The 14,723-nt window shown below is 56.4% G+C and carries 14 protein-coding genes; 9 read left to right on the forward strand and 5 right to left on the reverse strand.

The window, feature by feature from the left end; genetic code table 11:
- The first annotated feature begins 75 nt into the window (after positions 1-75).
- The 6 genes from EHN06_RS17920 (at position 76) to EHN06_RS17945 (ending at position 7,354) form a co-directional block, all read left to right on the forward strand.
- The gene (locus tag EHN06_RS17920; protein WP_127333864.1) at positions 76-1,152 is read left to right on the forward strand and encodes a TRAP transporter substrate-binding protein; all 1,077 of its coding nucleotides are present in this window, start codon (positions 76-78) and stop codon (positions 1,150-1,152) included.
- 100 nt (positions 1,153-1,252) lie between these two features.
- On the forward strand, positions 1,253-1,798 hold the full coding sequence (locus EHN06_RS17925; RefSeq protein WP_127333865.1) for a TRAP transporter small permease subunit: 546 nt from the start codon (positions 1,253-1,255) through the stop codon (positions 1,796-1,798).
- Positions 1,795-3,090, forward strand: coding sequence for a TRAP transporter large permease (locus tag EHN06_RS17930; RefSeq protein WP_127333866.1), 1,296 nt, complete (start codon positions 1,795-1,797; stop codon positions 3,088-3,090). The genes EHN06_RS17925 and EHN06_RS17930 overlap by 4 nt, the downstream gene beginning before the upstream one ends.
- 171 nt (positions 3,091-3,261) lie before the next feature.
- Complete coding sequence (locus EHN06_RS17935; protein WP_127333867.1) at positions 3,262-4,581, forward strand: SAM-dependent methyltransferase; 1,320 nt, start codon at positions 3,262-3,264, stop codon at positions 4,579-4,581.
- The gene (locus tag EHN06_RS17940) at positions 4,581-5,705 is read left to right on the forward strand and encodes an NAD(P)/FAD-dependent oxidoreductase (protein ID WP_127333868.1); all 1,125 of its coding nucleotides are present in this window, start codon (positions 4,581-4,583) and stop codon (positions 5,703-5,705) included. The genes EHN06_RS17935 and EHN06_RS17940 overlap by 1 nt, the downstream gene beginning before the upstream one ends.
- 440 nt (positions 5,706-6,145) lie before the next feature.
- A complete protein-coding gene (locus EHN06_RS17945; protein WP_127333869.1) occupies positions 6,146-7,354 on the forward strand; it encodes an alginate export family protein in 1,209 nt (402 codons plus the stop codon).
- Positions 7,355-7,516: 162 nt separating this feature from the next.
- Here the strand turns inward: EHN06_RS17945 and EHN06_RS17950 are convergent, their stop codons facing one another.
- Together EHN06_RS17950 and EHN06_RS17955 are read right to left on the reverse strand one after the other, a co-directional pair.
- A complete protein-coding gene (locus EHN06_RS17950) occupies positions 7,517-8,506 on the reverse strand; it encodes a porin (protein ID WP_127333870.1) in 990 nt (329 codons plus the stop codon).
- A 190-nt stretch (positions 8,507-8,696) separates the two neighbouring features.
- Positions 8,697-9,170, reverse strand: coding sequence for a Dps family protein (locus tag EHN06_RS17955; RefSeq protein WP_127333871.1), 474 nt, complete (start codon positions 9,168-9,170; stop codon positions 8,697-8,699).
- 239 nt (positions 9,171-9,409) lie between these two features.
- Here EHN06_RS17955 and EHN06_RS17960 point away from each other — a divergent pair, with 239 nt between their 5' ends.
- Complete coding sequence (locus tag EHN06_RS17960) at positions 9,410-9,682, forward strand: DUF2061 domain-containing protein (protein WP_228257344.1); 273 nt, start codon at positions 9,410-9,412, stop codon at positions 9,680-9,682.
- Here EHN06_RS17960 and EHN06_RS17965 read toward each other — a convergent pair.
- Positions 9,648-11,090, reverse strand: a complete 1,443-nt coding sequence (locus EHN06_RS17965; RefSeq protein WP_127333872.1) for a dihydrolipoyl dehydrogenase — start codon at positions 11,088-11,090, stop codon at positions 9,648-9,650. The two genes, EHN06_RS17960 and EHN06_RS17965, sit on opposite strands and share 35 nt — an antisense overlap.
- Positions 11,091-11,250: 160 nt before the next feature.
- Here EHN06_RS17965 and EHN06_RS17970 point away from each other — a divergent pair, with 160 nt between their 5' ends.
- Positions 11,251-11,922 carry a LysE family translocator gene (locus EHN06_RS17970; RefSeq protein ID WP_127333873.1) on the forward strand — a complete coding sequence of 224 codons (672 nt, stop codon included), beginning with the start codon at positions 11,251-11,253 and terminating at the stop codon, positions 11,920-11,922.
- Here EHN06_RS17970 and EHN06_RS17975 read toward each other — a convergent pair.
- Entirely contained in the window at positions 11,867-12,928 is a 1,062-nt protein-coding gene (locus tag EHN06_RS17975; protein WP_127333874.1) for a 3-deoxy-7-phosphoheptulonate synthase, read from the reverse strand. The genes EHN06_RS17970 and EHN06_RS17975 overlap by 56 nt on opposite strands.
- Positions 12,929-13,267: 339 nt before the next feature.
- Here EHN06_RS17975 and EHN06_RS17980 point away from each other — a divergent pair, with 339 nt between their 5' ends.
- Positions 13,268-14,074: a secretin N-terminal domain-containing protein gene (locus EHN06_RS17980; protein ID WP_323053013.1), complete on the forward strand. Its 807-nt coding sequence runs from the start codon at positions 13,268-13,270 to the stop codon at positions 14,072-14,074.
- A gap of 4 nt (positions 14,075-14,078) precedes the next feature.
- Here EHN06_RS17980 and EHN06_RS17985 read toward each other — a convergent pair whose 3' ends face one another.
- A complete protein-coding gene (locus EHN06_RS17985) occupies positions 14,079-14,603 on the reverse strand; it encodes a molecular chaperone DnaJ (protein ID WP_127333875.1) in 525 nt (174 codons plus the stop codon).
- Between the last annotated feature and the right edge of the window lie 120 nt (positions 14,604-14,723).

Raw genomic sequence — 14,723 nt, forward strand, 5'->3', positions numbered from 1 at the left:
GGGTTGTTAATCCCAAACGGATAACGCTCCCGACCACCCACAAAGACAATAATCACATCAGAGGATAGAAGAGCAATGAAGATCCGTTCTGTTCTTTCCGCAACTGTGCTGGCAGTCGCAACTACCCTTGCCTCCGCACAGGCGCTTGCCCAAGATACCTTTACACTCCGTCTCGCCGAAACCTGGGGACCGAACTTCCCGATCTTCGGTGACACCACCAAACGCTTCGCCGAAACCGTTGAAAAAATGTCCGACGGACGGCTGAAGGTCCGCATTGATTCCGCCAATAAGCACAAGGCCCCTTTCGGCGTCTTTGACATGGTCAAGGCCGGCCAGTACGACATGGGCCACTCCGCGTCTTACTACTGGAAGGGTAAGGTGCCAGAGACCCTGTTTTTCACCAGTATGCCCTTCGGCATGAATGCCATGGAGCAGTATGCCTGGTTCTACCATGGCGGCGGCATGGAGCTGATGCAGGAAGTCTATGAGCCCCACAACATGCTGTCGTTCCCCGGCGGTAACACCGGCGTACAGATGGGCGGCTGGTTCCGCAAGGAAATCAAATCCCTGGACGATCTTCAGGGCCTGAAAATGCGCATCCCCGGCTTCGCAGGCGAAGTGTTTGCAGAAGTGGGCGTTAACCCGACCAACATCGCGCCGGGTGAACTCTATACCGCGCTTGAACGCAACACCATTGATGCGGTTGAGTGGGTCGGTCCGGCCCTGGATCTGCGTCTGGGCTTCCAGCAGATTGCTGACTATTACTACACCGGCTGGCACGAGCCTGCTACCGAGCTCCAGTTCCTGGTGAACAAGCGCGTCTGGGACAAGCTGCCGGCGGACCTGCAGGAAATCATGCGTGTGGCCATGCGCACCGCATCCTACGACATGCTGGTGCACTCCCAGCATGAAAACGCCAAAGCCTGGGCCAACATCAAGGAAGAATATCCGAACGTGCAGATCAAGCAGTTCCCGAATGACATCTTCCAGGCGATGTACGATGCCAACAAGAAACTGCTGAAGGAATCCGCTGAAGGCAGCGAGATGGCGGCCAAAATCATTGAGTCCCAGCAGAACTACCTGGAGCAGAGCCGTGCCTATACGGACATTTCCGAGCGGGCGTACCTCAACACCATGACCGAAGTCGAGTAAGATACGGGCAGTAACAGGGCCGGGATCGCTCTAGAAGTGATCCCGGCTTTGTCGTTTCTAGTAACGAAAAATCGCCAGACCACCTGGCGGAGGATCATCAATGCGGTGGATTATCAAACTGGACGAGGGCCTGGCCCGACTGTCCATTCTCTGTGGCTGGATTGCCTGTGTCGCAATGATACTGATGGCAGCCAACGTCTTTTACGATGTTGTCGCCCGCTACGCCTTTAACGATGTTTCAATCGGCATGCAGGAAATGGAATGGCATCTTTACTCGGTGGTGTTCCTGTTCGGGATTCCCTACGCGTTGCGCACGGACGGCCATGTTCGGGTCGATGTCTTCTATACCCGCTGGAGCAACAAAGCCAAGGCCTGGGTCAATCTGGTGGGCGCGTTCATTTTTGTCATTCCGTTTGCCTACCTGATCGGCACCTATGGCTACGACTTCGCCGTGGATTCCTACAACATGGGTGAAGGCAGCGGCGATCCCGGCGGTCTCCCCCATCGCTGGATCATCAAGTCAGTGATCCCGCTGACAGCCATCTTCACCGCCATCGCCGGTCTCAACATGGCGACGTTCGCATTGCGTGTCATGTCCGGTGAAAAAGAATACGAAGGCGAGCACAGCGGAGGGGGACTGGCATGATCGGCATGATAATGTTTGGTGCGGCCCTCATCATGCTGATGCTGGGCTTCCCGGTGGCGTTCACTTTTGGTGGCGTAGCGCTCTTCTTCGGTGTGTTTGCCGAGGGCATGGATCTGTTTGCCTTCATGCCCTACCGCATCATGAGCGTGATGCAGAATACCGTCCTGATGGCCGTCCCCCTGTTTATTTTCATGGGCGTTGTACTACAGCGCACCAGGTTGGCGGAACAGTTGCTCACCTCCATGGGACGCCTGTTTGGCGGCCTGCCCGGCGGCCTGGCCATCTCAACGATCCTGGTGGGCGCACTCCTCGCGGCATCAACCGGCGTGGTGGGTGCCAGCGTTGTGGCCATGGGCCTGATTTCATTGCCGGTGATGCTGGCTCACAAGTACGACAAGCGCCTTGCGACCGGGACCATTTGTGCCTCCGGTACCCTGGGACAGATCGTGCCGCCTTCGATCATACTGATCATTCTGGGTGATGTGCTCGGCCTGCCGGTGGGTGACCTGTTCAAGGCCGCCGTATGGCCCGGCGTCGTGCTGATCGGCTTGTACATTGCCTATATCCTGATCATGACCCGCTTCAAACCGGAAACGGCACCGGCCATGCCGGATGAAAGCGGCGTATCCCGTAAACGGGAGATTTTCGATGCGCTTCTGGCCATCATTCCGCCGCTGGCACTGATCGTCGTGGTACTGGGTTCAATTTTCACCGGCATTGCCACACCCACGGAATCCTCGGCGCTGGGCGGCGTGGGAGCAGTGGTTCTGGCTATCATTTATCGCCAGTTCTCCTTCAAAATGGTGTGGGATGCCTCCAAGGATACCGTCAAGGTCACCGCCATGGTGTTCGCCATCCTGATCGGTGCCACCGCGTTCTCCATGGTGTTCAGCTACACCGGTGGCGACTATCTGCTGGAAGAATGGTTGCTGCAGCTGCCGGGCGAGAAATGGGGCTTCATCATCCTGGCCATGCTGGTCATTCTGGTGCTGGGCTTCTTCATCGATTTCGTGGAAATTTCGTTCATCATCGTGCCGATCCTGGCACCGGTGGCCGAAGCCCTGGGCATCAACATGCTGTGGTTTGCCATTCTGATTGCAATGAACCTGCAGACCAGTTTCCTGACGCCCCCATTCGGATTCTCACTGTTCTACCTCAAAGGGGTCGCCCCACCCAATGTTCGGACAACAGATATCTACAAAGGGGTCCTCCCCTTTATTCTGCTCCAGATGCTGGTGCTGGCGCTCATTGTGATTTTCCCGGAATGGTTCGGGATGAGTTCTTCCTACTAGCCCCCCAACCAAGGCCGGAGCCCCCCTCCGGCCTTTTTCGTTACCACCTGCCCGCCTCCGAATGACCAGTTCCTATTCATTCGATAAAGATCTTTAATATCGCCTCCACATGACAAAGCCTGATCATTTTCTATACTGAGTTAGACGGTAGCCCAAGGGAGACGAGAATTCATGAACCAGAGCACTGCCCGGAAAACGGACGATTCCAGACACCAGAACGACCAGAAAGCACACGTTCTGAAGCTCCCCCTGGAAGACCTTCAGGTTGATCGTGAACCTCATTCCTACGAAATATGGCTGGTCGCCAAGCTGATGCGCATGGCCGGCTCGCCTCCGGTCCGGTTCAGGTTGTGGAATGACGAGGTCATTGAGCCTGACAGCGGCGAGGCCCGCTTTACGATTCACCTGACCGATCCCAAGGCCCTGGTTTCCCTGGTGACCAACCCCAACCTGGCGTTCGGAGACCTGTACAGCGCCGGTCGCCTCGAGGTCGATGGCGACCTGCCTGAGCTGATGGAAACACTCTATCGCTCGGTTCACCAGGCCCGTCAGCGTTGGCCCAAATGGCTGGATGCCTTGTGGCGCAACCATAATCCCCGTCCAACCGGCATTTCCGAGGCCAAAGAAAACATCCATCACCATTATGACCTCGGCAATGAGTTCTATCGGTTGTGGCTGGACGAGGCCGAAATGCAGTACACCTGTGCCTATTACGAGCGCGCGGACCTCACCCTGGAGCAGGCGCAGCTCGCCAAACTGGAACATGTCTGTCGCAAGCTCCGCCTCAAGCCCGGAATGACGGTGGTGGAAGCAGGTTGCGGCTGGGGCGGTCTCGCCCGCTATATGGCCAGAAACTATGGCGTCAGGGTACACGCCTACAACATCTCGAAGGAACAACTGGCCTACGCACGCGCCGAGGCGGAGCGGCAGCAACTGGACCACCTGATCGACTATGTGGAAGACGACTACCGCAACATCCAGGGGCAATACGACGCCTTTGTGTCCGTGGGCATGCTGGAACACGTCGGCAAGGACAATTACCCGGCACTGTCGGAACTGATCAAGCGCTCACTGAAACCGGACGGCATTGCCCTACTCCACAGCATTGGCCGAAACCGCCCAATGCTGATGAATGCCTGGATCGAAAAACGGATCTTCCCTGGCGCCTACCCACCCAGCATCGGCGAATTCATGACCCTCTGTGAACACGGGGATTTTTCCGTGCTGGATGTGGAGAACTTGCGCCTGCACTACGCCCAGACACTGACCCACTGGATGGAGCGCTTCACCGCCAACGAAGACCGGGTGTCCGAAATGTACGACGAGCACTTCACCCGCGCCTGGCGTATGTACCTGGCTGGCTCCATCGCCGCCTTCCGTGCCGGATCGCTGCAACTCTTTCAGGTCGTCTTCACCCACGGCGACAATAACCGGTTGCCACAAAGCCGCCAGGATCTTTATACATCGCCCGCAGCACCGGAGGCCCATTAATGGATTATTACGACCTGATCATCGTTGGCGCCGGCCCGGCTGGCGCCACCCTCGCTCACTCACTTCGTGACAGCGGCAAGCGCATTCTTGTGATCGACAAAAAAACCTTCCCACGGGACAAGACTTGCGCCGGTTGGGTCACCCCGGCGGTAATGGCGAGCCTTGACATTGATCTATCGGACTATGCCAGGGAGCGTACCCTGCAGCCCATCCGTCGCTTTCGCATCGGCATGATGGGACAGCCCGCGGTCGAGAACAATCACGACGAGGTGGTCAGCTACGGCATTCGTCGCTGCGAGTTCGACCACTATCTGCTCAGCCGGGTGACCGCTCCGCAGGAGCTGGGTACTCCGGTCAAATCCATTACCCGAAAGAACGGCAACTGGGTAGTCAATGACACCTGGGAGGCACCGCTCATTGTTGGTGCCGGTGGCCACTTCTGCCCGGTGGCCAAACTCCTGGGCGATGGCCCGGGCAGCCATGAAACCGTGGTTGCCGCCAAGGAAGTCGAGTTTGAAATGACACCGGAACAATCCGAGGTCTGCGAAGCCCGGGGAGACACACCGGAACTCTGGTTCTGCAAGGACCTGAAAGGCTATGCCTGGGTGTTCCGCAAGGGTAATTTTCTGAATATCGGCCTGGGCCGGGAAGACAACCACAAGCTCACCGAACACCTCGAACGGTTTGTCGAGGAGATGAAAGCCAGCGGACGTATCCCGGCGGATCTGCCCGGACGCTTCAAGGGCCACGCCTATCTGCTGTATGACCACGCGGAGCGCCCACTGGTGGACGATGGCGTGATGCTGATCGGGGATTCCGCCGGTCTGGCTTACACCCAGAGCGGGGAAGGCATTCGCCCGGCCATCGAATCCGCACTGATCGCCGCCCAGGTGATCCGGGAGGCGGATGATTATTCAGCCCAGACACTGCAAGCCTACGGTGAAACCATCGCCCAGCGGTTTGGCAACCGTGCGGCAGAGGCCGAACAAAGCTGGCAAATACCGGAATGGGTCAAGGCACCACTGGCCAGCACGCTGATGCGCTCACACTGGTTTACCCGCAAGGTGGTGACCGAGAAGTGGTTCCTGCACCAGGAGGTGCCGCCGCTGGATGTCGCGGTCTAGAGAGGGCTTGTACAAACTGCAAACACATTCAGTGCTTTCAATCTAAGCCAGCCAAGGACATCAACTGCCAGCCTCTGTTCACTTTTGAAGCAGGCAACGTACTGTTTTGCAACAAAAATGCTCACATCATTCTGACCTATCCGGATCAACCCTTAATAAATATTGTTTCCGAACAATTAGTTATCACAATAATTGAGATCTGGCACGTTACGTGCCTTGGTCATCACGCCAGTCGGACACCCTTCACTGCATAGCCCCCACTGGCACGACGTTCTAAAAGAGCAAAGACGCTTATCAGACCGGACATCCCTCCGGCGCGATAGGCGTTTTTTTTGCCCGTAATAACAACAACAGCCGGCGAGAAAATCGCTTCACTCGGCTCTTGGACCGCGTCAACGATGTGCGATGACAATCCCATAAAGACTCAGGAGCAACACGAAATGACACGTAACACAGTACGACAGACCGGTTTGTTATTGGGTACCGCCCTGGTGTGCGGCAGTGCTCTGGCAGAAAATATCAGTCTCACCAGCGCCCTGAACGATGGAACCGTCTACGGTGATTTCCGCTTGCGGTACGAAAACGTAGATCAGGACAACGCCCTGAAGGATGCGAACGCCCTCACCCTACGTTCACGCCTCGGCTATAAAACCGGCCATTACTATGGGCTGTCCGGCGTCCTGGAATTTGAAGATTCACGCGCGATCGCCGGAGTCGACGATTACAACGACACCCAGGGTCAGACACCTGACCATTCCGTGGTCGCCGACCCGGAAACCACCGAAGTCGACCAGGCCTTCGTGAAGTACACCAACGCCGGGTTCAATGGCAAGATCGGTCGCCAGGTCATTACCCTGGATAACCAGCGTTTCGTTGGTGCGGTGGGTTGGCGCCAGGATCGACAGACCTTTGATGCCACCCGCCTCAGCTATGCACTCTCCGACCTGACCCTGGACTACGCCTATATCACCAAGCATAACCGGATATTTGCACAAGGCGGCGACCAGGACGCCAAGGACCACCTGGTAAACGCCAGCTATCAGTCGTCCTTTGGCGTTCTGACGGGTTACGCCTACCTGCTGGAACTGGACAACGTTCCCGACAACAGTCTCGACACCTACGGGCTGCGCTACACCGGCAGGACCGACCTTGACGGGATCGGCGTATTGTACGAACTGGAGTATGCGACCCAGGAAGCGGACAGTGCCGGCGCCGAAGCGGACGCTGACTACTATAAGGCGCTCGCCGGAGTACAGGCTGCAGGTGTAACCGTGTCACTGGGCTATGAAGTACTGGGCTCTGACAACGGCAACTACGGTTTCTCCACCCCGCTGGCAACACTCCACGCCTTTAACGGCTGGGCCGATCAGTTTCTGGCCACGCCCAACAGCGGCCTGGAGGACCTGATGCTGACCGTCACAGGTTCCCTGTCAGGCGGTAAGTGGGTACTTGCCTACCATGACTTCAGCGCCGATGAGGATGCCGCCGGAACCGATGATTTCGGCAGTGAAATCGACGTGGCCTACAATCGCGGTTTTGGCCAGCACTACAGTGCCGGCATCAAGTACGCCGCTTACATGGCAGGCGATGATGCGGCCGGCAAGGTTGACACCAACAAGCTCTGGTTGACCCTGGGCGCCAAGCTCTAAACCCTCCGCAATGGGTTTGCGAGGTGGGGTTGCGTCTCCCACCTCGCTTTTTTAATAGTGCCAGAATATAGGCCTATACCGAATGCAAAAAACCGGGGCAACTGCCCCGGCAAACAATGACGCCAACACGATACAGCGTTTCTTTACTTCGGCACTTCGGTCTTACATAGAGAACTTGTGTTCAAAGCCCACACCGAAGGTGGTGTCTTCCTGATCACCAATGTCCTGTTCAACCTGGGCGAAATAAGCATAGACCTTGCTCTTCTTGGCCAGCTTGTAGTCAGCACCAACGCCAATGAGGGTCAGCTCTTCGTCTGAAAGGTCCCCTTCCGTCAGACCATACTGGGCTTTCAGTTTCAGCCGGTCGAGTTTCACGGCACCGCTGAGCAGATAGCTGTCTTCCTCACCTTCACCGTCTTCCTCTTCAGCCAACTGGTACAATGCACCAAACTCAAACATATCGAGCCGAACCAGGCCAGTCGCGCGAAGAATGTTCAGCCTGCCCTCCATCGTTGAATCAGCAACCAGCTCATCTTCAATCTCCGAATCATAAGCCAGGGCACCGTAGAACATGCCTTTGTCGAATACGATGGAACTGGAGACCGCGTCGGCAACACCGTTTTCATCTGTACCTTCTTCCTGATCTTCGCCCGGAATCAGGGCCACGTTCACGGACAACGCATCTGCAAAGCTGGGAGTGCTGTACTGCACCATGTTGCTGGTGCGGTTTTCACCCGCCATGATGTTCTTGATATCACCCTGCAGGTCATTGAACTGGTCAATCTTGCCCTGGGATACTTTCAGCGGTGTATCGAACTTACCCGCAATCAGAGTACCCATCGAGTCATGGGCAAAGCCGCCATAGATGTTGCGCTGACTGAAGGTTTCACCGCCCTTGTCGCCATCGTCAACCGAGATTTCGAATTCTGCCTTGTAAACCGCCTTGATCTGCTCGAAATCAAGATCCAGATCACCTTTGACACCCAGGCGCGAGGCATTGCTCTGGAGCTTCCAGGCATCTTCTACATCGTTATCCTGATTTTCATAGGACACATTGGCCTTGCCGTAAACGACAGGGCCCTTGTCAGCCATCGCAACGGAGGGCGCAACAACCATGGAACCGATAGCCAGAGCCAGCAGCTGCTTTTTCATTCGTTTGTTCTCCATCAGTGATCACGTTTGATCGGTGTTGAATTTCGTGATCACACTATGGAGAGGGTTTATTAACAATTTGTTAATAAACCATGGCAGTTTGGTGACTGTTGCGGTGAACGAGGGTGACCGGACCGGCAAAAAAATGGCGACCCAGGGGCCGCCACCATTTCAATGTACCGAACGCTGATTACTGACCGAGATAGCTACGGTACATCCAGACCGTCTTTTCCTGCTGCGAAATGTAATCACTCATCAGCGCAACAGTACCCTCGTCATCCGCATCGCCGGCCAGACTTAGCAGTTCACGCTGCTTACCGATCAGTTTGGCGAAGCTTTCCACAATGTTCTCCATGGCAACCTTGCCATCGGAAACATCCTTGCGCTCGGGCACTTCAGATTTCTCGATGTAGGTGCTGTAGGCGTGTGCCGGACGATGCCCGAGGGTCAGCACGCGCTCGGCGATTTCGTCGATCTTCAACAGCAGATCGTTGTAGAGCTCCTCAAACTTCACGTGAAGCTCGAAAAAATTGTCGCCCTTGATGTTCCAGTGGTAACCACGGACGTTCATGTAAAAGATCTGATAATTCGACAACAGATCATTCAGGGAACTCGCCAGTTGCTCAGCCTTCGCAGCGTCCAGACCAATGAAGTTCTTTCCCATAACGTGCCTCCTTGACAGTTAGTGAAGTAAATTTGGTAACCAATATAAGCCAGGGAACTGAAATTAGTGAAGTTTAGTGTCCCAATCCATTGAATAGCCAAATCCTATGGCTGGATAACTTACAAGAAATAATGGCTATTCATAGACAAGAACTATCAGGATCTCACAAACAATTTATTTAACAATGATTATCACCTCCGTTTAAATGAAGCATAAACAGCACCTACGCGGAGTTGATCATGAGTACGCTTAAACTGTTTGTCCACGACCACGGAGCCAATGGCGACAACTCGCTGATGAAGACGATCACGTTTGCCATCACCCATTTCACCGTGGCGTTCAGTGTTGCCTTCTTGCTGACTGGTGACATCCTCATTGGCAGCCTGATTGCCATGGTGGAGCCAGCGATCAACACCGTTGCCTACTTTTTCCACGAAAAGATCTGGGCACGCCGCACTCAGCCTGCACAACAAGTGGCTATCCCCCGGGACCACAATCCATGCAGCGCGTAATGACCTCCGGGCCAATATTGAGGTTGCGGTTGAGAGCCCTTAGCGCGGTTCTCACCCCCTCCTCAATGACCGGATGATAAAATGGCATGTCCAGCATCTCACTGACGGTCATCCGACGCTGGGCTGACCATGCCAGCAGGTGGCTGATGTGCTCCGCCGCCGGGCCAAACATTTCCGCGCCCAGGAACTGGCCACTGCCCTGCTCACCATAGACCCGTAACAACCCCTTATTTCGGGCAATCACCCGGCTGCGCCCCTGATCCTCAAAGGAAACCTCGCCAACGGAAAAACAGCCCCTGCAACGTTCATCCACCTGATCAATGGTCAGCCCCACCGTTGCAATCTGCGGGTCAGTAAAGACCACAGCCAGTGGTGTGCGACGCAAGCCCGCGCGGACATCCGGGTATCGCCCGGCATTGTCACCGGCAATCCGTCCCTCATCTGCGGCTTCGTGAAGTAGCGGGGTATCGTTATTGGCATCGCCGGCAATGAAAATATGACTGTCCCCACACTGCAGGGTGTAACGGTTAAACAGTGGCGAGCCGCGTTCATCCAGTTCCAGCTCGGTATTCTGGATATCCAGATGATCCACATTTGCTTTTCGCCCGGTCGCAGCCAGCACATAGTCAAAGGTTTCAGTCACATTGCCTTTTGTTTTCTCCACAAAAGTGATCGCAACGCCTTCGTCTGTGCGTTTCACGGCTTTCACATTGGCATCCGGGTCCAGCGGGAATTCACGGCTGAATGTTTCCAGGGCGTATTCCCGGATTCGTTCATCACGAATAGGCCCTAAGCTGCCGCCAACACCGAACAGTCGCACCCGAACGCCCAGCCGGCTTAACGCCTGTCCCAGTTCCAGACCGATAACACCAGGGCCAAACACAGCAACCGAGGCCGGCAACTCATTCCATTCGAATAAATCGTCATTAACCACCAGCCGGTCTTTGGCCTCTTTGAGTAACCCCGGGATGTTGGGCCGCGCCCCCGTTGCCACCACGATGCGATCGGCTATCACCTCTGCCTGTTCTTCGACAACCAGGCGATGGTCGTCGATGAACCGTGCATGCCCTCCAAGACGGTGACTCTCCGGCATCTCGGAGATGGTTTCCAGAACGAATCCGACAAAACGGTCGCGTTCACTGCGGACACGATCCATCACCGCCTTGCCATCAATCCGCACCCCTCCGGGATGAACACCAAAGACCGAGCCCTGCTCCATACAGTGGGCGCTGTCTGCCGCAGCTATCAGAAGCTTGCTGGGCATGCAGCCGACACGGGCGCAGGTGGTGCCATAGTGACCGCCCTCAATCAGCACCAGGTTATCGGTGTGTTTGCGCGCCGCGCGATAGGCGCCCATGCCGGCAGTGCCGGCCCCGATAATTGCAACGTCTACCCTGCGTTTCTGCATGGAGGCCTCTCCCGCTGATTGTCTGTTCACTGTGGTCTACGTGAGTATAGCCGGCAGAATTAGTTGCGTTTGGCACGGGATATTTTCCCTAATCGCTTATATCCTTGCGTCACCCCGTGCACTTTTTCGATTACGTCCTGCGTTGGTAAGGAGAACAAAAATGCAGACATACTGGGCCGAATTCCTGACCGTTGCCGTGGTTCACCTGCTGGCTGTGGCCAGCCCCGGGCCCGACTTCGCGGTCATGCTCCGCCAGGCTTTGTTTCAGAGCCGGCGAAATGCCCTGCTCAGTGCTTCCGGCATAGGGCTTGGCATCCTTGTGCATGTGACCTATTCGCTGTTGGGGATTGGCATTCTGATTCAACAGTCGTTGCTGTTGTTTACGATTCTCAAGGTTATTGGCGCGCTGTATCTGACGTGGATAGCAGTGCAGTGCCTGAAATCCCGGGCAGGCGGCATTCACGTTGAAGCAGGCAATGCGACACCACAGGGCGGATTTTACGCGTTCAGACTGGGTTTCCTGACCAATGTATTGAACCCCAAGGCCACCCTGTTCTTCGTCTCGCTGTTTTCCGTGGTAATCAGTCCCGACACCCCCATCGCGCTGCAAACCACCTATGGCCTTTATATGGCCATAGCCACAGGCCTGTGGTTCGCACTGGTCGCCAGTTTTTTCACCCTGCCCAGGGTGCGACGTGGTTTTAACCGGTTCGGCCACTGGCTCGACCGGATGATGGGCGGTGTGCTGTTGCTGCTGGCCGGGCAGCTGTTGTTTTCTACAGTGAGCGGATCAGAGCCTCCGTCTGGTCCCAGCCAATACACGGGTCCGTAATAGAGCGGCCGTATTTCAGGTCGGCCCCGTCGTCCTGGCGGCCCGGTTCCAGGAAGCTTTCCAGCATCAGTCCCCGAATGCAGACGTTGCCGGCAGCTCGCTGGGCCATGACCTCCCGGGCAATATCCAACTGACGCTCAGCCTGCTTGCGGGCATTATCGTGGCTGCAGTCCACCATGACGGCGGTGGATACACCGGCGCCAGACAGTGATTCAATCGCCTGACCAATGCTGTCGGCGTCGTAGTTGGTGATGCCCCGACCACCCCTGAGGACCAGGTGGGTATCCGGGTTCCCCTCAGTGGTGATCATGGCCGGGGCGCCCGTGCTGGCAATCCCCATATGGTGGTGTGGATGGGCAGCGGATTTCATTGCATTGATCGCCACCGTCACGCCCCCGTCCGTGCCGTTCTTGAAGCCCACCGGCATCGGCAGCCCGCTGACCAGCTCCCGGTGCACCTGGGATTCCGTGGTACGCGCGCCAATAGCGCTCCAGCTGATCAGGTCACCGAGGTAGTCCATCGCGAATGGACTGAGGGCTTCGGTCGCCAGCGGCAGACCGGATTCCGCCAGATTCAACAGCAGCCGGCGTGATCGCACCAGCCCCTCGTTGAGGTTACCGGCTCCGGAACGATCCGGGTCGTACAATAGCCCTTTCCAGCCCACGGTGGTTCTGGGTTTTTCCAGGTAGGCACGCATCACGATCAGGAAGCGGTCGCTGACAGCCGCTGCCAGCTCACTGAGTTTTTCCGCATACTCCAGCGCGGCCACCTCATCGTGAATTGAGCACGGCCCGATCACAATCAGCGTGCGCGGGTCGTCACCATTAAGCACCCGGCGGATATCGTCGCGATGGCGAAGTATCTGCTGTTCGATGTCTGGCGCCAGTGGCAGACGGGTCCTCAGCTCTGACGCTGTCGGAAGAATCTCTTCCCTGCGTTTGGGGGCAGTGGCACTCTCGGCGCTGGCCCGGTCACTCAGGGCGTCGATATTCAGAGGCATGTTCATGTCAGTTTTCCGTTTCCCTGTGTCAGAATCAAAAAAGCCCCGGCTGGGCTACCAGTCGGGGCTTTTTCGAGTCCGGTGGCAGCCTGGGTTTTGCCGGGCTGCCTTCCTCGTAATTCAGTCGATGAAGATCTTATAGGCGGCCCTGGCTCTGGCTAAAATAAAAGCCATAACCAAACCACCAGAAAAACACAGCAGCGACCGAAGCCATCGGTTTCGCACCGAAAGCTTTCAGAACATTCAATTGACAGATCGCGTGTGTAGTCTTCATGCTTTTCAATATATACCTCTGGTTTTCGGCTTTGCAACCCGCAAAGCCGATTTTTATGGAATCTTTTTGCCGTGACTGCAATAAAAGCCAACCAGATTATCCACCGGAGCGGACCGGCAATCATGGCCCTGTGGGTATTACTGTTCATCGTTCCCCAATCCGCACTGGCGGCACCGGAAGCCCGGACCTACCAGCTCAGCAACCGCTCTTCGGAACAGGTTGCCGTGCAGGTGAGGGAATTGTATCCCGAGGGCCAGATTACCATTACCGCCAGGGGGCAGCAGATGATCGTGCGAGGAGAGCCCGAGGCGCTGGACGAAATCGGACGCCTGGTGCAAACCATGGACGTTGCCCCGGTACAGATGCGGATCACCGTGCGAACCCGCAGTAACCTGGACGCCAAAAGCGGCGGTGGCGACATTGCCATCAGCAACGGCCAGAGCAGTGCCAACATTGAGCGCAGGGTCACGACGACGCGCCGCAACCAGGAACGCACCCTGGTGGTTCAGGAAGGGCAGTCAGCCCACATCCATTCCGGCCAGGTACGATCCGTTCCCATCGCCATCCGGGGCGGACGCAACCCCGCTGCCATCCTGGGGCAGGTAGAGACACGCAGTGGCTTCCTGGTTAGCCCACAGGTGATTTCCGATAGAACCGTTGAGCTCAACATCGTCTCATTCGAGGAAGACCCGGCGGATGGTATCCCCGGCTATGAAACCGAAGCGCTGATGACCATCCGCCGGGTGGACCCCGGGCAATGGGTCGAGCTTGGCAGCACCCGACGCAGTCAGTCCGACGATCACTCCGGCATCATCTATCAGGTTGGCGGCGACCAGAGGGAAAATCAGACCGTTGAGATTCGGGTAGAGATACTCTGACCCCTCAGGCAGCCCCTTTGCGTGACGCAAGCAGGACAGCTTTTGCCTCATTCACCTTGGCTGCCAGGTAATCATTACCCCCACGGTCGGGGTGAATTTTCTGCATCAATCGCCGATGCGCCATGACCACCTCGTCCTCGGAACAGCCCAAAGCCACCCCGAGGATATCGCATGCTTCACGCACGGACATCGGCCCGGATCCGGTTCGCTGGCCCGCACCACCCGAACGCGCGCCACCGGCGCCTGCCTCGTCATTGCCAGACTGGCGCTGCTGGCGATACACCCGGCTCACCATGGGCGCGAACTTCAACAACGATGGCAATTTTCGCAACAGGGGGACCAGCGCCGCTATCGTTGCCGTCAGTACATGGATGCGACCGGTCAGCACCATAAAGAGAAGCACAGCCCCGCCGACCACCAGCAAAATCTTCCAGGCGGCGGCCTTTTTTCTCTCCGCAGACAACGCTCCCCACTGCTTCAGTATGACAAATACCGCAGCCGTCAGGGCGATACCCAATATCCAATGCATAGTGTAATCCCTTACGGTCTACCACCGTAAATCTGGCACTCTACCGATGACAAAACACCCGACTTTTGTATAGGATGCTACGTTATTCATTGCGATTAAGAGTCAATTACAAACTCTCCA

The organism is Marinobacter sp. NP-4(2019) (genome assembly GCF_003994855.1).
Classification (GTDB): Bacteria; Pseudomonadota; Gammaproteobacteria; order Pseudomonadales; family Oleiphilaceae; genus Marinobacter.